Consider the following 18542-nt stretch of genomic DNA (forward strand, 5'->3'; position numbering starts at 1 on the left):
GAAAAATGACTATTGCTTATAAACGTCTCGATAAAGATCAGGCTGCCGTACTACTGGTCGATCACCAAACGGGTTTGCTTTCACTGGTCCGTGACATCGATCCAGACAAGTTTAAAAACAACGTTCTGGCATTAGGCGATCTGGCGAAGTATTTCAAACTCCCGACGATTCTTACCACCAGCTTTGAAACCGGTCCTAACGGTCCATTGGTTCCTGAGCTGAAAGAACTGTTCCCGGATGCCCCTTACATCGCACGTCCTGGCCAGATTAATGCCTGGGATAACGAAGATTTTGTTAACGCGATCAAAGCAACAGGCAAAAAGCAGCTAATTATCGCCGGGGTGGTAACCGAAGTCTGCGTCGCATTCCCTGCGCTTTCTGCCATTGAAGCCGGTTTCGACGTGTTTGTGGTCACCGATGCATCCGGTACGTTTAATCCGCTGACCCGTGATTCCGCGTGGAATCGTATGTCATCTGCCGGCGTACAATTAATGACGTGGTTCGGTCTGGCCTGTGAGTTACACCGTGACTGGCGCAACGATATTGAAGGGCTGGGAACGTTGTTCTCCAACCATATTCCTGACTATCGTAACCTGATGACCAGCTACAACACGCTGACGTCCGGAAAATAATGTTCCTGTCAGGGTAATACACAGAAACCCGCCAACATCGGCGGGTTTCATTGAACAGTTTCAGTCGGGATTAGTGGTGCAGCATTTCATCCACCACCTCTTCTCCCTTGAGCTGATAAGGGTAATAGGTTGGCCAGTTATCCATCTCTTCAAGCAGGGCAGCCTGCGAGGTATTCCCCATAAAGATATGGAAGTGGCTCGACTTACGTGGCGCAATAATGTGATCGCTAAATTGCACGTATTTCGGCGCGTCGCTGCCAGCGTCTTTACACTCGAACAGGTAACGCACACCTTTCTTACCTGACGTATAGTTCAAAATTTTATATCCGGCATAGTCATACTTACACGCTGCCACCTTTTTACCGGTATGAAACTCCATTACGCCGTTTTCAATACCAATAGTGTCAACATCGGTCGCGTAACCCTTACGGTAATAGGCTTTAATCTGCTCTGCCGTTTTGCTCTTGTCTTTCTCCGCTTTCTTTTTGAATACCGGATCCAGTTCGCCACTCACCAGATACGGATAGACAGACTGCCACATGCCATCCCAGTCGGCTAGCGTACGGTTCTGCACATTTTTGTCATCAAAAACGCCTTCAGCCGCCTTTTGTTCTATTTCGGTCATTGGTGCACCATGGGAATGGTGACCATGCGCCAGTACCTGACTACTAACAAAAAGCATCCCCAGAGCGACTGCCAATTTTTCCACATGCATAGCCAAAATTTCACCCTCAAATCATTTGCGAGTGAAATGTTATAATATAACATTATAGTTTAATCAATATTGTTTTGCGTCACTCAACCATGCTGGCGGGCAATTTTCCAACGGCTGTCAAAATGGGCCTGGTACTGCGCCACAACACCAGGCTCTCCACGGATCACCAACACGTTTTCTGAATTCGCAAATTCGGCGGATTTGGCAAAATTAAACGAGCCGGTCTCCAGCGTGTCACCATCAATAATCATGGTCTTGTCGTGTTGTAGGTGATAGTGGTCATCCAATCTGATATCGATACCGTTGGCCGTCGCAAACGCGATCGCTTTCTGACTGACTTTCCCCTGATTACGTTTTTTATCGATCACTGCCCGGACAACAACACCTCTTTTTTCTGCATCTACCAGCGCCTGAACAATATCCGCAGACTGAAAGGAATACGCCATCATGTCGATGGTGTGCCGCGCATGATGAATAGTGTCGAGAACTAAACCCCGCGCCGAACCTTCCGGTGAAAAACCTACCTGAACAGAGGCATTTGCCATCGGCACCGCGGCCCACAACAGGGCCGCGACCATAGCCATCGATTTTATCTTCATGTTATTGACCAGTGAGTGGTTTAATCTGAGGAGTTATCCGGACAGCGTAGCGTTCGCGTGCAAATCTGATCAAGCAATGCCTGTTGATGGCTGATAATCAGCATACCTAACGGACGGCGCTGACACTCTTCAAGCAGCAGCACCCAGATATCCCGTTGGATAGAGGGATCGAGTTGCGCAGTTATTTCATCGGCAATCAGAAAACGCGTACGCGGGTCGAGCGCCCGCAGTATGGCAATTCGAGCCAACTCACCACCCGAAAGTTGTCCGGGACGACGCGTTAGCCACTCCGGCTTAATATGCAGTCGGGCAAGCATTTCTGCATCTGGCCGCCAGGCATCATGAACCGCATCACCGGTACTCCGTCTGGGGTTAAAGGTTAATTCAGGATGCTGCGGCACGAGCTGCACCGGGCAATATTGATGGCGCGGCAACGGTTGGTTATCAACCAGAACGTCACCGGATGTCGGCTTTTGCCACCCCGCAAGCACACGTCCCAGTGTTGTTTTTCCGGTTCCACTGGGTGCGCAAATCCCAATACGTTCCCCTGGCGAAAGCGAGAACGAGAGATTTTGCCACAGTATTTTGCCTCCCTGACGAATGAACACATCACGACAGCACAGCATACCGCTCTCCAAAAAGTTGATTTCTTTCGGGCAGCGCTCGCCATTGCCGTTGCAGATGTTCACTAATTTCACCACGCAAAAGCTGTTCCCGGCTGACATTATCCGACACCGTTCCGTGATGCAGCGCGACAATGCGATCTGCGTGACGTGCCGCCAGAGTGAGATCATGTGTCACCCATAAAACACCTGCTCCCTGCTCACACAGGCCGCGTAGCTGTTCCAGCAGTTGATTTGCCAGAGGCGCATCAAGCCAGGCGGTAATCTCATCAGCAAGAATATAACGCGCCTGGCTGAGCGCGGCATGACACGCCAGAATGCGTTTGGCCATTCCTCCCGAAAGCTGACGCGGGAAAGACTCTAACACGGTGGTATCCAGATGATGACGTTCGAGCAAGCGTTCAATTTGCCCTGTATTCCACGCCTGACCGGAAAGCTGGCTGGCTCTTCGTAAATGCTTTTCAATCGACAGCAGCGGATTCAGCGCCTGCACACCCTGCGGAACATAACTAAACGTATTGCCGCGGCATGCCCTGATGTCATTGTTATCCAGCATTTTTCCATCAAGGGTGATATTGCCATGAAAGCGCAAATTTTCCGGCAACAGATCGAGTAGGCATTGCAGCAGCAGGCTCTTACCCTCACCGCTGCCCCCCACTAACGCCACCATCTGGCCCGGCGCAACATCAAAGGAGACATCCTGCAGCAACGAGGACCATTTTTTTGCGCCGTACCAGCGATAACGCGCCACTTCCAGCGAAATCTGCTGCAAACTCAACATGTATCACCTCTCAACCATAAACGCTGTACCGCCCGGGCAAATTGATCAAATAGCATCACAAGGAGAAATAGCATCAGCCCTGGAAACAGCACCAGCCACCAATCGCCATGACTGATAAACCGCAGCGCATCTGCCAGCAACAGTCCCAGCGAAGGTTCGTGGGGTGCCAGCCCGAAGCCAAGGAAACTTAACGCGGCACTGTGCAATACCGCATGAGGGAACATCAGCAACGTTCCTGTTAGCCACTGGGGCAATAGCGCGGGTAAATAGTGATGCCGCCAGCAGTAAAAGTGACCATGTCCCAGTCGCCAGGTGAGTGTCAGGTAATCGCTGTGGGCCACGCGTTCCGCTTCAGCACGTAAAATCAATGCCAGCCGCGGCCAGTGTGTGAGCGCAACCGCCATAATCACCCCGCTTTTCCCACCGCCCAACGTAAAACAGATCAAAATCAGCAGCAGAAGGTGCGGCATGGACAACATCGCATCGGTAATCAGACGCATGACAACATCCAGGCGTGGATGCAAACGGGAAATCGCCGCCATCAGTAACGCAATGAACCCGCTGCACAGTGCCGCGCCAATACCGATTTGCAGACTGGTAAGCGCGCCCTGAAAGCAACGAACCCACAAATCGCGCCCCAGATTGTCGGTACCAAACCAGTACAGCGCATCAGGCGGAAGATGACGGGCAAGAAGATTCACGCTCAACGGATTATCCAATGTGGCCGCACCATATACTGCAATAAATAACAGGCCACTCACGGACAGCAGAAGACGAACAAGCGTCGGCGTCGGGTTATAGAGCATCGGGTCGCTCCAGCGCACGATTCAGAACATGGACAAACCAGGCAGAGAGAGAGTTACCCATAAACACCAGCACGGTACTGAACAAGACAATCCCCATCAGTAACGGCAGGTCACCGCGTAATCCGGCATCGATGGTAGCCTGCCCCAGCCCCGGATAGGCAAAAACCTTTTCAGCCAGCAACGCACCGCCCAACAGTTCGCCCAACGAGGCAAACTGTAGACATAGCGCTGGCGTAATGGCGTGTCGCAGAACCTGGTGTCGCAACAACGACCATCCCTTGTCACCCTGCGAACGCGCAAAGCGGACAAATTCGCTTTTCATCACGCTGGCGATACTTTCCCGCGTGTGCAACGTAATTTGCCCCAGCCCCAGCAGACTAAGTGCACAAACAGGGAGAACCAGATGGCGCAGACGTTCAGTCAGCGTTGCCATATCACTGTTATTTCCCGGTTCCCACGCACAACAGACCGGGAACAGCGGCCAGCGCACCGCAAATACCGCCAGCAACAGCATGCCAATCCAAAAGGTCGGTAAGGAAGAAAGCAGATAGCTAAGTCGGCAGATGACTTTATCCGGCCAACGGTTCAGGTAGCGGCCGGCAACAAACCCCATTGTCGTTCCCAATAAACCGGAAACCAACCACGCACCGCTCAGCAGCGCAAACGAGGTCGCAAACCGCTCCTTAATCACGCTGGCAACAGGGGCATTAAACAACATCGAGTAACCAAGATCGCCCTGTAGCACGCGTAAGAACCAGTGGAAAAAACGCTCCCACAGAGGTTGATCCAGGCCCCAACGTGCAGCAATACGTGCATATTGCTCCGGCGGAACATGCAGCAAATCGTTGCCAATATAGGCACGGATTGGATCGACCGGAGAAAAGCTGAGCAAGATGAAAGTGCCAGCCGCGACCAGCACTAACAACACTATCAGCCGTAATACATGGCCTAAAACAGACTTCATCAACGGCAGGTCCAGGTCCATTCATCAAGATTGTTGAGCAACGACCAGCTACCGTGAATTTCCGGTGCACCTTTGCCCAGATCAATGCACGGATTTGCCAGATAGGTGTGCTGAATATTCAGCAGCCATGCCCATGCGGCATCCCCTTGTACGCCTGCGCCTTGTTTGCCATCCCACTCAACCTGTTGCCAGAAAGGTAACGCTTTTTGCCAGTCTGGTGCATCAATGGCCTGCTTGAGATGTTGCTCGACCACTGGATTGCTGTAGTAGCCCGGGTTGTAATACTCCACACCCGCCGCCTGCCCGCTGTAGTGATGGAAAAGCTCCATCGGATCCAGACTCCCCCAGCCGAACAGCGTAGGATTAGCATGCATATGGCGTTCAACGGTTTCCCAGCTACCCGACTGCAGCGACACTGCAATGCCTACCGGCTCCAGCATGGCGCGCACGGCCTCGGCTAAATCACGACGGGTACTGTCGCCGCTGGCATACCACAACGTCAGACGCGCCTCTTTACCGTCTTTCACCCGTACACCGTCTTTGCCCACTTTCCAGCCTGCCTGATCCAGAATCGTGCGGGCTTTTTCAGCGTCACCATCTTTGAATGCCACCGAAGTCCCCTGCCATGGCAATCCTTGAACCGCGCTATACGCGGGGATTGCATGACCTTCCATAACCTGCCCGGCAAGCTGCTTACGGTCAATGGCGTAATTGATCGCACGCCTGATAGCAATATCGGCTGTAATATCGTTCCCAACCGGATAACCATTAGCATCTTTCTTCCCAGCCGGAACCATTGGGAAAACAATACCGCGGTTTTCTACACTGTCGCGAACCCACAGTTTTAAATTCTGCTGTTCAGGTGCTACCGCCATCGACGGCGCAATACGTACCAGTCCCAGTTGACCACTACGCGCTGCGGCGTATGCGTTATCCTCATCGAGGAATACAAATACTAACCGGTTGAAATCATTCTTCTTACCGGCATACCACGGGTTTGCTTCCACGATCAGTTGCTGCCCCGGCTGAAAGCTCACCAGGCGGTAAGGACCTGCGCCAATCGGATTTTTGGCAAATGTTTTTTCGTCATACTGTTTTGCCGGAACAATACCTAACGAACCGAGCACATTCACAAAAGTGCTCTGCGGATGACTAAGCGTAATTTCTGCCGTGCGGTTGTCTATCACGCGGGCATGGGTGAAATTTCCCATGTCAATTTTTCCACCACTTTTTGCGGCTTTGTTATAGGTGAAGACCACATCTTCAGCCGTTAGCGGTGAACCATCAGAGAATTTGAGATCGGGCTTAAGCGTCAGCGTCCAGGTTTTGCCGTCGGCACTGGTCACCACTTTTTCCGTCAGCAGGTTTCCCCAGCTCATATCCGCATTTTGCTTTAACACAGGTGCATGCAACAGCAGATAGCTGCCATGACTCCAGCCCAACATCGGGTCAAATCCCTCCGTCGGCTCGGGCCCAATGGCCAGTTTTAGCGTCTGGCCTTCGTCTGCATTTTGCGCAGCGAAGAGTGGCGAGGTTAATGCGAGAGTCAGTGCGCACGTCAGCAGTGCCAGCTTGCCTTTAATCATTCTCTTATCCAGATTTACGTTATTTTTATCTCGTTTAACGAACAATTTACGTTAGACGGTCTCCTGGGGAAGGGATTATGGCGGACAGTAATGCCGAAAAAAATGATACAGCGCAGAAAAGTATGACGATTTTTAAAAAACATCATACGACTTTCTAATACCCGGCGCTTTCACGTTTCACTTCGCTGAAGTGATTAAGCAAAATCACCGTATTTATTCGGCGTTATATTAAATAAGAAGCAATAGTTGCAGGGAAAACTATTCACCCACTTCGGTTTTTGCCTACCTCAAATTCATGACAATTTATGTATATTTATTAAAGAAAGACACAGTAAGTGACAAGTTATGTAAATATATAATGATAATTATTTGTATTATCATTTTCATCAATTATCTTACTGCCTTTGAATTTTTAACAAAGGAAGTTTGACTATGCGTTTAAAACCTGTTGCCTCTGTCGTTCTGTCCTGCATAGGGTTTACCAGCCCCTTTGTCTTCGCTGAAGACGTGATGGTAGTAACCGCTTCGGGTTACGAAAAAAAGATCACCAACGCGGCTGCCAGCGTTTCCGTTATTTCACAGCAAGAGTTACAAACCAATAAATATAACGATTTAGGTGAAGCTCTACGTTCTGTGGAAGGTGTGGATGTCGAAAGCAGCACGGGTAAAACCGGCGGTCTGGAAATTAGCATCCGTGGTATGCCAGCCAGCTATACCCTGCTCCTGATTGACGGTATCCGTCAAAATGGAAGCAGCGACGTGACACCGAACGGCTTTTCGGCCATGAACACCAGCTTTATGCCTCCACTGGCGGCAATCGACCATATTGAAGTGATCCGCGGTCCGATGTCGACGTTATACGGTTCCGATGCCATTGGCGGTGTCGTCAATATCATCACCAAAAAGAGCACCGATAAATGGAGCACGTCCATTAATACTGGTGTTAACCTGCAAGAAAGTAATAAATGGGGTAACAGCACGGTCGCCAACTTCTGGTCAAGCGGCCCATTGATCGCAGGTGTACTGGATATGCAGGTTCGCGGCAGCACCACACAGCGCCAAGGCTCCAGTGTCACTTCGCTGAGTGATACCTCTTCCACCCGCGTGCCGTATCCTACGGAATCCGAGAATTACAATATCGGTACTCGTCTGGACTGGAAAACCAGCGACAGCAATACCTTGTGGCTGGATCTCGATTCCGCCAGACAACGTTACGATAACGATGATGGACAACTTGGCAATCTGACCGGCGGATATGATAAAACGCTGCGTTATGAACGTAACAAAGTGACGCTCGGCCACGATACCGCATTAACATTTGGTACCTGGAAATCCTCTGTGGGCTGGAATGAAACCGAGAACAAAGGCCGCCAGTTGGTCTCCTCGGCACTGACACCAGAGAACGCAAACCGGGCTGGCGACGCGCGTGAACTGAAGAACACCAACGTTATTCTGGATTCCATGCTGCTGACGCCGTTAGGTGACGCGCACCTGTTGACCCTCGGGGGGGAATACTGGGATGCCCGCATGAAGGACGGTGTCGTGCTGGCCAATACCGGCGAGACATTCCACCAGAAAACATGGTCGGCCTATGCTGAAGATGAGTGGCATATCCTCGACTCTCTGGCCTTAACCGTGGGGACACGCTATGAACATAACGACGTCTTTGGGGGGCACCTCAGCCCACGCGCCTATATGGTCTGGGACGTCTCCGACGAGTGGACCCTCAAAGGCGGTGTCACAACGGGCTATAAAGCGCCATCGCTCAGCCAACTTCATAACGGCATCAGCGGCGTGACGGCACAGGGAACCGTCAATACCGTCGGGAACCCGAACCTTAAACCTGAAGAAAGTACCAGTTACGAAACCGGGCTTTACTATGAGAATGACGCTGGGCTGAACGCCAACGTCACGGGTTTCTATACTGAATACAAAAATAAAATCGTTTCGTATTCTATCGATGATAATACCAACAGCTACACCAATAGCGGTAAAGCAAGAACCGATGGTATCGAGTTTGCCAGTACATTCCCGCTGTGGTCGGACTCGCTGAGTTTATCTCTCAATTACACCTATACCCAGAGCAAGCAAAAAGATGGCGAGAATAAAGGCGCGCCACTGAGTTATACCCCGAAACACATGGCGAACGCCCGTCTGAACTGGCAGGCAACGGAAGATATGAACGCCTGGCTGAGCGCTCGCTACCGCGGTAAGGCTCCACGCTATACGGAGAATTACGACAACCTCAGCGCAGTACAAAAGGCGGTGTATGACGACAAAGGCGCAAATTTAAAAGCCTGGACCGTTCTGGACATGGGGATGTCTTATAAGCTGACCAAAGAACTGACGCTGAATACAGCGGTGAACAACGTACTGGATAAAGACTTTAGTGACGTCACACTGTACCAGGTTGGCCGCAATAGTACTTATGCGGGCGACTACTATCAGACTGCACAATCCACGACCGGATACGTCAACCCCGGCCGTAACTACTGGGTCTCCTTAAACTACCAGTTCTAGTTTTGCTTACCTCTGTTGGCCAGGCTATAACTGATAGCCTGGCCGCTATCAGCGTGTTTTCGTAAGCGGATTGTCAGTATTGCGCATACGTAAGGAGAGACAATGCCCTTTTCAACCACTGAACGTCAGGCACTCCTGTCATTAAATGGCGTTGGCCCCAAAGTCATCGAGCGGCTTGAGCAACTGGGTTTCCACTCGCTTGCCGATCTCAAAAACTCTACTGTCGAGGATATTACCCAGCAAGCGGCGTCTATGGTCGGCTCAACGTGCTGGAAAAACAGTCCGCAAGCGAAAGCGGCAATTGCCAACGTCTTAGCGCTGGCAAGTGCGTCGTCGTTACGCTGATTTAGCGTATCACCCGAGCAAGAGGAACGTGCGCGATTTAACCGTTTCTGATTTTCCCATTGATACCCGGCTGCGGTTTACCAAACAGATACCCTTGCGCGAAATCGCAGCCCAGAGCCTGAAGGCTCGCCAGCTGTTCCTCTGTTTCAACACCTTCTGCAACAGCTTTCATATTCAGCGATTTCGCCATACCCGTAATAAGCCTGATGATATTAAGGGCGTCTTCCTGTGTGGATATCGAATGCACAAAGGACTTGTCTATTTTGATTTTATCGAAGGCAAGTCGACTCAGTCGCGAAAGAGAAGAGTATCCGGTGCCAAAATCATCGATGGAGATTTTTACCCCCAGAGCTCTGAGCTTGTTAAGTGTATTCATCGGCGTATTGCTCTCGGTAAAGAGAGAGGATTCCGTCACTTCCAGCTCAAGACGCTCTGCAGGAAGCCCGGTTTCTTTCAGAATGGACAGCACGATTCCGGCAAAGGCCTTGCTGCTTAGCTGGACAGGTGAAACATTGACTGAAATTTTAACCGGTACCACCCAGGAAGCCGCTTCCCTGCAAGCAATTTCAAGCACAGATTTTCCCATCTCGTTAATCATGCCTGTTTTTTCAGCGACAGGAATAAAACTATCCGGCGACAGAAGTCCTTTTAGCGGATGTATCCAACGAATAAGAGCTTCATAGCTGTAAATTTCCCGGCTGAAAGAATCAACAATAGGTTGGTAATAAACCACGAATTCTTTATTCACTATGGCCATTGCCATATCATGTTCAAGGGTTCTGCTTTCTTGCAGCTTTTCTAACATCCGCTGCCGGAAGACTTTTATTTTACCCGAGCCTTCATTTTTCGCTTCATAAAGCGCCAGGTCGGCAAATTTATAAAGGTAGTCGGAACGGTGCTCAGTTTCTGAGATAACAATACCAACACAAGTGGTTATATTTATAATTGCGTTATAAATAGTGTAGGGTTGGTTGATATAATCACATATTTTTTGAGCTCGGGAAACGGCACGGCTCTCTGTCAGACCGCTCGAAAGAAACGCAAACTCATCGCCACCTAAGCGATATAGCGTGTCTGAACCCTGGCTCATAGAAATCAAACGATGGGATATCTGACGCAATAACATATCCCCGGCGTCATGGCCATACGTATCATTTACCTCTTTGAATCGATCTAAATCGAACAACATCACCGTCACAGAGTCATTGTTTTTTTCTGCCATCGCGATGGTTTTACTTAAATCCCCCCAGAACAACTGGCGATTATTCATTTCGGTGAGCGAGTCGTGATAGACGTCATACTCCAGTTTTGCATTCTGGATCTGCAGTTTTTCTTTAGATTCCTGAAGTTCCTCAGCAAGGCACTTAACCTGGAGGTGTGCTCTCAAAATATTTCTGTTCTGGAAAAAAATCAGAATCCCCAGTATCGCACTCAATATTATAAGCAATACTGAAGTCGCCGAATATATATAATACAGGGTTTGAATATTCGTATTTGTATTATTAATCGAGCTAACATCTTTATCTAATGCACCGGATGAAAGATGGGCTAGCGGTGCATCAAGCGCATGCATTTCTTTCAAATATGTCTTGAGTTCTGAACGGTTCATTTTCTCAAGATGAACATCCAGATAATTAAGCATTTTCTCAAGCTGTATAGCCAGTTCATAATGCGCTGGATTACTTTCTATATAATGTCCTAAATCACCTTCTTTTATTAAATCGCTCTGGCTGAGCATAATGTCGAGACGCAGGCGTACAGCATCAAGCGTCATCGTATCATCACTAATGTAGAGACCAAGCCACGATTCAAATCGGTAATATTCTGATACCATTTGAACAGCAGACCATGAGTCGGCATAGTGGGTCAGTTTCTGTAGCTCTTGTTGTCTTTCGTGCACAAGGAAAGATATATATCCGGTAGATATAAAAAGGAAGAATATAATGCCAGCCAGTATTCTGTTCATGATGGTCCTCTGAACCTCTACTCAATTTTCATTGAGCTGACCTGCCATGCTGACCTTGAATAAAAAATCTGATTATTCAGTTCAGGAATACTGTCATAGGGATACACGATGAATAGCGGGCCTTTATCACGGATGCGCATATATTCTCCGTTGATTTTTAGCGCAAGAATAACATTATATTTCTTGAAATCACTGAGTGGGATAGCGGTGGTGTAGTCATTGAGCGCAGTGACCTTAACAACAGAACCTTTTGCCCCGACATAATCCATGAGCTTTTGCAGAGAGATACCCGTAAAGGTAGTGCGTCCATTATACCAGGGTGAGGTAGTCTGGAAACTTACTGTGCCCAGTTTCTCGAGACTGGCGATATCAAAAACGGCTTTCCCGTCTTCATTGGTATTTTCTATATTACCGGACAGTGTTAAAAGGACTTTACCGACAGGCTTGGGAAGTTCACCAGCCCAGACCTGAGTAGTGACAACGAAGCTTAACAACATAACAATTAACCGCATTCTAACCTCACCAATCTATCGAATGTAAGAGAATTATAATTTAGTTATTATGCTATTTACACATGCTACCCAGCGATTATTGATGCAGAAAGCCCATCCGTTTTTTAATTCATTGAAATCAATAAGTTAACCATCATTCATTTTTTAATATTGTTTAAAAAAGGCTGTTGATGTTATTTGAGGCACAGTAAATTTCACTATCGCCGTACAAAAAATAAGCCACCTGTTTAGTCAGTAAAAATAAACACACACGAATATAAAGGTCTATTTTTTTATGCAACAACAGGATATTGTTTTTCCAACCGAGCGCTTCGCACCTCTCATCGAATGCGTGTTGCGCAATGAATCACCAGGACCTGGTTTTGCTGCTTATCCATAAAAAATATGATTGCTAGACGGGTAGAGATATCCAGATGAGGGTACAAAATACAAATCTTGCGCAGTGCCCCCTATATTCGCCCCGAGCCACAGCCGGTTTATAGCTGTTTTAATCGCCAGCAAATTTCATTAAAAAAAACGGGAACCACCCGGCTCCCGTTCTCATACAACCAAGAATCTGGATTACATGTTTTCGATGATCGCGTCACCAAACTCTGAACATTTCAGCAGCTTAGCGCCGTCCATCAGACGTTCGAAGTCATAGGTTACGGTTTTCGCGTTAATCGCGCCTTCCATACCTTTAACGATCAAGTCAGCCGCTTCGACCCACCCCATGTGGCGCAACATCATTTCTGCAGACAGGATGATGGAACCTGGGTTCACTTTATCCTGACCCGCGTACTTCGGTGCAGTACCGTGGGTGGCTTCGAACAGTGCACATTCGTCACCAATGTTGGCTCCCGGTGCGATACCAATACCACCAACCTGTGCAGCCAGCGCATCAGAGATGTAATCACCGTTCAGGTTCATACAAGCGATAACGTCGTACTCAGCTGGACGCAGCAGGATCTGTTGCAGGAACGCATCGGCGATAACGTCCTTAACCACGATCTCTTTACCGGTTTTTGGGTTCTTGATTTTAACCCACGGACCGCCATCGATCAGTTCACCACCGAATTCTTCGCGCGCCAACTGGTAACCCCAGTCTTTGAACGCACCTTCGGTGAATTTCATAATGTTACCTTTATGAACCAGGGTAACAGAATCACGATCGTTAGCGATAGCGTACTCAATCGCTGCACGAACCAGACGCTTAGTCCCTTCTTCGGAACATGGCTTGATACCGATACCGCAATGTTCCGGGAAACGGATTTTCTTCACGCCCATCTCTTCGCGCAGGAATTTAATCACTTTCTCAGCATCAGCAGAGTCAGCTTTCCACTCAATACCCGCATAGATGTCTTCTGAGTTTTCACGGAAGATGACCATATCGGTCAGTTCAGGATGTTTAACCGGGCTTGGAGTGCCCTGGTAGTAACGAACCGGACGCAGGCAAACGTACAGGTCAAGTTCCTGACGCAGTGCAACGTTCAGAGAGCGAATACCGCCGCCAACTGGGGTAGTCAGTGGGCCTTTGATGGCAACACGATATTCACGAATAAGATCAAGGGTTTCAGCAGGCAGCCAGACGTCCTGGCCATAAACCTGAGTGGATTTCTCACCGGTGTAGATTTCCATCCAGGAGATTTTACGCTCGCCTTTATAGGCTTTATCGACAGCAGCATCGACAACTTTGATCATCGGTGGGGTTACATCAACGCCGATACCGTCGCCTTCAATGAACGGGATAATCGGATTTTCAGGAACGTTGAGTTTGCCGTTTTGCAGGGTGATCTTCTTACCTTCCGCCGGAACAACTACTTTGCTTTCCATTCACCTCTCCTTCGAGCGCTTCTGGTTCTGCTCGTCTGTCATCACGCTGCATGTGCATTTGCGTCCTGCTACACGGATGCGTTAGAGCAACTTTTTGTTAATGATTTGTAATGAGCGTGTCAATACTACCCTATTGTTCGTCGCCATGAAAGACACTCGTTCTTAGGCTATAATGCGGCAATTGATATAATCTGAAAATACCATGCAAAAAACTTCTTTTAGAAATCACCGGGTTGAGCGATTCAGCTCACGACAAGTCACTAAACAGCGTAAAGAAAACCAGCCAAAACGGGTGGTTTTGTTCAATAAACCATACGATGTTTTGCCACAATTTACTGACGAAGCAGGACGCAAAACGTTAAAAGATTTTATTCCTGTTCAGGGTGTCTATGCTGCTGGTCGTCTTGACCGCGACAGCGAAGGACTTCTGGTACTGACCAACGACGGCGCGCTGCAGGCCCGGTTGACGCAACCCGGTAAACGTACGGGGAAAATCTATTATGTCCAGGTGGAAGGTGAGCCAACCCCCGAAGCGCTGGATGCTCTGCGCACCGGCGTAACGCTGAACGATGGCCCCACCCTGCCTGCGGGTATCGAAGTGGTAGAAGAGCCCGCATGGCTATGGCCGAGAAACCCGCCTATTCGGGAACGGAAAAATATCCCTACCCGTTGGTTAAAAGTGACCTTATATGAAGGCCGCAATCGTCAGGTACGTCGCATGACAGCACACGTCGGCTTTCCTACACTGCGGTTAATTCGTTATGCGATGGGGAATTACACGCTGGATAATCTCGCTAATGGTCAATGGCGGGATGCAACTGTATAAGGAACAGGTATGTTTAAACCGCACGTCACCGTTGCCTGCATTGTGCATGCAGAAGATAAGTTTTTAGTCGTTGAGGAAACCATCAACGGCAAAGCGTTGTGGAATCAACCCGCCGGGCACCTGGAAGCCGATGAAACCCTGATTCAAGCCGCTGCACGCGAACTGTGGGAAGAAACCGGGATAAAAGCGCAACCACAACACTTCATCCGAATGCATCAATGGATTGCCCCAGACAGAACATCTTTTTTACGTTTTCTGTTTTCTATTGAGCTTGCCAATATGTGCGCTACTGAACCTCATGACGACGATATAGATTGCTGTCGTTGGGTCAGTGCGCAAGAGATCTTATCTGCGCCAAACCTGCGTTCGCCGCTGGTTGCCGAGAGTATTCGTTGTTATCAAAGCGGACAGCGTTATCCACTCGCAATGATTGGCGAATTTAACTGGCCGTTTACAGAGGGTGTCAAGTAAAGGGCTGCGTGCTAGAATATGCCGCCTTGAAGTTCAATGTCGTGAGTATTCCTATGTCTGAAAGCCAAAAAAAAGTGATCGTCGGCATGTCCGGCGGTGTCGATTCCTCCGTTTCTGCCTGGCTGTTGCAACAACAGGGTTATCAGGTAGAAGGCCTGTTCATGAAGAACTGGGAAGAGGACGATGGTGAGGAATACTGTACAGCGGCCGCCGATCTTGCGGATGCGCAGGCTGTCTGCGACAAACTCGGCATTGAACTGCATACCGTTAACTTTGCTGCAGAATACTGGGACAACGTCTTTGAATTGTTCCTTGAAGAGTACAAAGCGGGTCGTACGCCGAACCCGGATATTCTGTGCAATAAAGAAATCAAGTTTAAAGCCTTCCTCGAATTTGCCGCTGAAGATTTAGGTGCCGATTACATCGCTACTGGCCACTACGTGCGTCGCGCGGACGTGGAAGGCAAAAGCCGCCTGCTGCGGGGACTCGATGGTAACAAGGACCAGAGCTACTTCCTCTATACCCTCGGCCATGAGCAGATCGCACAAAGTCTGTTCCCAGTGGGTGAACTGGAAAAACCACAGGTACGTAAAATTGCCGAAGATCTGGGTCTGGTGACTGCGAAGAAAAAAGACTCCACCGGTATTTGCTTTATCGGCGAGCGTAAATTCCGCGAGTTCCTCGGTCGTTACCTGCCGGCACAACCTGGCAAGATCATTACCGTTGACGGTGAAGAAATTGGCCAGCATCAGGGGCTGATGTATCACACCCTGGGTCAGCGTAAAGGTCTGGGTATTGGCGGAACAAAAGAAGGTACTGAAGATCCATGGTATGTCGTGGATAAAGACGTTGAGAACAATATTCTGGTTGTGGCTCAGGGTCATGAACACCCACGCCTGATGTCCGTTGGCCTGATTGCACAGCAATTACATTGGGTCGACCGTCAACCGTTCACCGGCACCCTGCGCTGTACAGTGAAAACCCGCTATCGTCAAACCGACATTCCGTGCACCGTTAAAGCACTGGATGCTGAGCGTATTGAAGTCATTTTTGACGAACCCGTCGCGGCGGTAACACCGGGTCAGTCGGCGGTATTTTACAACGGTGAAGTGTGCCTCGGCGGCGGCATTATCGAGCAGCGTCTGCCTCTGCCGGTATAATTATTTACACATTTGATACAAGGAAGCAGTGAACGTGGCAAAGAATTATTATGACATCACCCTCGCCCTGGCAGGTATTTGCCAGTCGGCACGCCTGGTACAAGAACTGGCGCACCAGGGGCATTGTGATGCCGATGCACTACACGTTTCACTGAACAGTGTCATCGATATGAACCCCAGCTCAACGCTGGGCGTGTTCGGCGGCAGTGAAGCCAATCTGCGCCTTGGCCTTGAAACACTGCTCGGCGTGCTTAATGCCAGCAGTCGTCAGGGGCTGAATGCAGAACTCACCCGCTACACGTTAAGCCTGATGGTGCTGGAGCGTAAGCTGTCAGCAGCCAAAGGCGCTATGGACACGCTGGGAGACCGTATCAACGGCTTGCAGCGCCAGTTGGACCATTTTGATTTGCAGTCAGAAACGTTGATGAGTGCGATGGCTGGTATCTATGTTGACGTCATCAGCCCACTCGGCCCGCGTATTCAGGTCACGGGTTCTCCGGCCATTCTCCAGAGCCCACAGGTTCAGGCTAAGGTACGCGCATCGCTTCTGGCTGGCATTCGCGCTGCCGTGCTCTGGCATCAGGTTGGTGGAGGCCGTCTGCAACTCATGTTTTCTCGTAATCGCCTGACGACTCAGGCAAAACAAATTCTTGCTCATTTAACCCCGGAGTTGTGATCTATGGAATTATCCTCACTGACCGCCGTTTCCCCTGTCGATGGACGCTACGGCGATAAAGTCAGCGCGCTGCGCGGGATTTTCAGCGAATATGGTTTGCTGAAATTCCGTGTACAGGTTGAAGTACGCTGGCTGCAAAAACTGGCCGCGCACGCAGCGATCAAGGAAGTTCCTGCTTTTGCTGCCGACGCAATCGGTTTCCTTGATGCGATCGTTGCTAACTTCAATGAAGAAGATGCTGCACGTATCAAAACCATCGAGCGTACGACCAACCATGATGTGAAGGCAGTAGAGTATTTCCTGAAAGAGAAAGTGGCGGATATCCCGGAGCTGCATGCCGTTGCCGAGTTTATCCACTTCGCTTGCACCTCTGAAGACATCAACAACCTGTCTCACGCGCTGATGCTGAAAACGGCGCGCGATGAAGTGATCCTGCCGTACTGGCGCCAACTGATCGATGCGGTGAAAGACTTGTCCGTGCAGTATCGCGACATTCCACTGCTCTCCCGTACCCACGGTCAACCGGCCACCCCGTCCACATTGGGCAAAGAAATGGCTAACGTGGCTTACCGTATGGAGCGCCAGTATCGCCAGCTCAATCAGGTCGAAATTCTCGGTAAAATCAACGGTGCCGTCGGTAACTATAATGCCCACATCGCCGCTTACCCGGAAGTTGACTGGCACCAGTTCAGTGAAGAATTTGTCACATCCCTGGGCATTCAGTGGAACCCGTACACCACACAGATTGAACCGCACGACTACATTGCCGAACTGTTTGATTGTGTTGCCCGTTTCAACACCATCCTTATCGATTTCGACCGTGATGTCTGGGGTTATGTCGCACTGAATCACTTCAAACAGAAAACCATCGCCGGTGAGATTGGTTCTTCCACCATGCCGCATAAAGTTAACCCGATCGACTTCGAAAACTCCGAAGGTAATCTGGGTCTGTCCAATGCGGTTCTGCAGCACCTGGCAAGCAAACTGCCGGTTTCCCGCTGGCAGCGTGACCTGACAGACTCTACCGTACTGCGTAACCTGGGTGTGGGTATCGGCTATGCGCTGATCGCCTACCAGTCTACGTTGAAAGGGGTAAGCAAACTGGAAGTAAACCGCGATCACCTGTTGGACGAACTGGATCACAACTGGGAAGTTCTGGCTGAGCCGATTCAAACTGTGATGCGTCGTTATGGCATTGAGAAACCATACGAGAAGCTGAAAGAACTGACCCGTGGCAAGCGCGTTGATGCTGAAGGCATGAAGCAGTTTATCGACGGACTGGCTCTGCCGGAAGACGAGAAAACCCGCCTGAAAGCGATGACACCGGCTAACTATATTGGCCGCGCCATCACCATGGTTGATGAACTGAAATAATCAGGACTGGTGCCGGATAGCGATTTCGCCTCATTCGACCCACCGCTGATGTCATACCCAGGCCGGATACGCGCGAACGCTATCCGGCTTGTTAATTTTATCGCCTTAACGATTCCCCCCGGTTTATTAAATGTTTATCCCCACAGCCACATAATCAGCGTTAGACTATAAAAT

Annotated in this window: 18 protein-coding genes; 8 read left to right on the forward strand and 10 right to left on the reverse strand. The window is 49.7% G+C overall.

Going from position 1 to position 18542, the window contains the following annotated elements:
- The first annotated feature begins 5 nt into the window (after positions 1 to 5).
- The gene (gene ycaC, locus NNO08_RS19760) at positions 6 to 632 is read left to right on the forward strand and encodes an isochorismate family cysteine hydrolase YcaC (RefSeq protein WP_005120379.1); all 627 of its coding nucleotides are present in this window, start codon (positions 6 to 8) and stop codon (positions 630 to 632) included.
- Positions 633 to 702: 70 nt separating this feature from the next.
- On the opposite strand, the gene zinT is transcribed toward ycaC, so the two are convergent.
- The 7 genes from zinT to NNO08_RS19795 all read right to left on the reverse strand — a co-directional run bounded on the left by zinT (position 703) and on the right by NNO08_RS19795 (position 6706).
- Positions 703 to 1347: a metal-binding protein ZinT gene (zinT, locus tag NNO08_RS19765; RefSeq protein ID WP_202038865.1), complete on the reverse strand. Its 645-nt coding sequence runs from the start codon at positions 1345 to 1347 to the stop codon at positions 703 to 705.
- 83 nt (positions 1348 to 1430) lie between these two features.
- Positions 1431 to 1931 (reverse strand): phospholipase D family nuclease, encoded by a 501-nt coding sequence (locus NNO08_RS19770; protein ID WP_271457390.1) that lies wholly within the window; start codon positions 1929 to 1931, stop codon positions 1431 to 1433.
- Positions 1932 to 1966: 35 nt separating this feature from the next.
- Positions 1967 to 2572: an ATP-binding cassette domain-containing protein gene (locus NNO08_RS19775; RefSeq protein ID WP_271441169.1), complete on the reverse strand. Its 606-nt coding sequence runs from the start codon at positions 2570 to 2572 to the stop codon at positions 1967 to 1969.
- Positions 2556 to 3350: an ATP-binding cassette domain-containing protein gene (locus tag NNO08_RS19780; RefSeq protein ID WP_271457391.1), complete on the reverse strand. Its 795-nt coding sequence runs from the start codon at positions 3348 to 3350 to the stop codon at positions 2556 to 2558. Before NNO08_RS19780 ends, NNO08_RS19775 begins: the two co-directional genes overlap by 17 nt.
- Entirely contained in the window at positions 3344 to 4156 is an 813-nt protein-coding gene (locus tag NNO08_RS19785; protein WP_271457392.1) for an ABC transporter permease, read from the reverse strand. Before NNO08_RS19785 ends, NNO08_RS19780 begins: the two co-directional genes overlap by 7 nt.
- Positions 4146 to 5120 (reverse strand): ABC transporter permease, encoded by a 975-nt coding sequence (locus NNO08_RS19790; RefSeq protein WP_271457393.1) that lies wholly within the window; start codon positions 5118 to 5120, stop codon positions 4146 to 4148. Before NNO08_RS19790 ends, NNO08_RS19785 begins: the two co-directional genes overlap by 11 nt.
- The gene (locus NNO08_RS19795) at positions 5120 to 6706 is read right to left on the reverse strand and encodes an ABC transporter substrate-binding protein (RefSeq protein ID WP_271441173.1); all 1587 of its coding nucleotides are present in this window, start codon (positions 6704 to 6706) and stop codon (positions 5120 to 5122) included. The genes NNO08_RS19790 and NNO08_RS19795 overlap by 1 nt, the downstream gene beginning before the upstream one ends.
- A gap of 432 nt (positions 6707 to 7138) precedes the next feature.
- On the opposite strand from NNO08_RS19795, the gene NNO08_RS19800 reads away from it, so the two are divergent.
- The gene (locus NNO08_RS19800) at positions 7139 to 9226 is read left to right on the forward strand and encodes a TonB-dependent receptor (protein WP_271450563.1); all 2088 of its coding nucleotides are present in this window, start codon (positions 7139 to 7141) and stop codon (positions 9224 to 9226) included.
- A gap of 102 nt (positions 9227 to 9328) precedes the next feature.
- Entirely contained in the window at positions 9329 to 9571 is a 243-nt protein-coding gene (locus NNO08_RS19805) for a helix-hairpin-helix domain-containing protein (RefSeq protein ID WP_271450564.1), read from the forward strand.
- Between the two features lie 37 nt (positions 9572 to 9608).
- On the opposite strand, the gene NNO08_RS19810 is transcribed toward NNO08_RS19805, so the two are convergent.
- From NNO08_RS19810 to icd, 3 genes are all read right to left on the reverse strand, one after another.
- A complete protein-coding gene (locus tag NNO08_RS19810; protein ID WP_271457394.1) occupies positions 9609 to 11537 on the reverse strand; it encodes a putative bifunctional diguanylate cyclase/phosphodiesterase in 1929 nt (642 codons plus the stop codon).
- Positions 11538 to 11554: 17 nt separating this feature from the next.
- The gene (locus NNO08_RS19815) at positions 11555 to 12049 is read right to left on the reverse strand and encodes a molybdopterin-dependent oxidoreductase (protein WP_271442719.1); all 495 of its coding nucleotides are present in this window, start codon (positions 12047 to 12049) and stop codon (positions 11555 to 11557) included.
- Positions 12050 to 12610: 561 nt separating this feature from the next.
- Entirely contained in the window at positions 12611 to 13861 is a 1251-nt protein-coding gene (gene icd, locus NNO08_RS19820; protein ID WP_271457395.1) for an NADP-dependent isocitrate dehydrogenase, read from the reverse strand.
- Between the two features lie 202 nt (positions 13862 to 14063).
- On the opposite strand from icd, the gene rluE reads away from it, so the two are divergent.
- From rluE to purB, 5 genes are read left to right on the forward strand one after another with little or no spacing between them, the layout of a single operon-like run.
- Entirely contained in the window at positions 14064 to 14687 is a 624-nt protein-coding gene (rluE, locus tag NNO08_RS19825) for a 23S rRNA pseudouridine(2457) synthase RluE (RefSeq protein WP_271455644.1), read from the forward strand.
- A gap of 9 nt (positions 14688 to 14696) precedes the next feature.
- Positions 14697 to 15158, forward strand: coding sequence for an NUDIX hydrolase (locus tag NNO08_RS19830; RefSeq protein ID WP_271457396.1), 462 nt, complete (start codon positions 14697 to 14699; stop codon positions 15156 to 15158).
- 53 nt (positions 15159 to 15211) lie between these two features.
- The gene (gene mnmA, locus NNO08_RS19835; RefSeq protein WP_271457397.1) at positions 15212 to 16318 is read left to right on the forward strand and encodes a tRNA 2-thiouridine(34) synthase MnmA; all 1107 of its coding nucleotides are present in this window, start codon (positions 15212 to 15214) and stop codon (positions 16316 to 16318) included.
- Positions 16319 to 16352: 34 nt separating this feature from the next.
- On the forward strand, positions 16353 to 16994 hold the full coding sequence (gene hflD, locus NNO08_RS19840; protein ID WP_005120991.1) for a high frequency lysogenization protein HflD: 642 nt from the start codon (positions 16353 to 16355) through the stop codon (positions 16992 to 16994).
- 3 nt (positions 16995 to 16997) lie between these two features.
- Complete coding sequence (purB, locus tag NNO08_RS19845; protein ID WP_271442715.1) at positions 16998 to 18368, forward strand: adenylosuccinate lyase; 1371 nt, start codon at positions 16998 to 17000, stop codon at positions 18366 to 18368.
- Positions 18369 to 18542: the final 174 nt, after the last annotated feature.

Origin of the sequence: Citrobacter sp. Igbk 17, assembly GCF_028069775.1 — a bacterium.
Lineage (GTDB): Bacteria > Pseudomonadota > Gammaproteobacteria > Enterobacterales > Enterobacteriaceae > Citrobacter.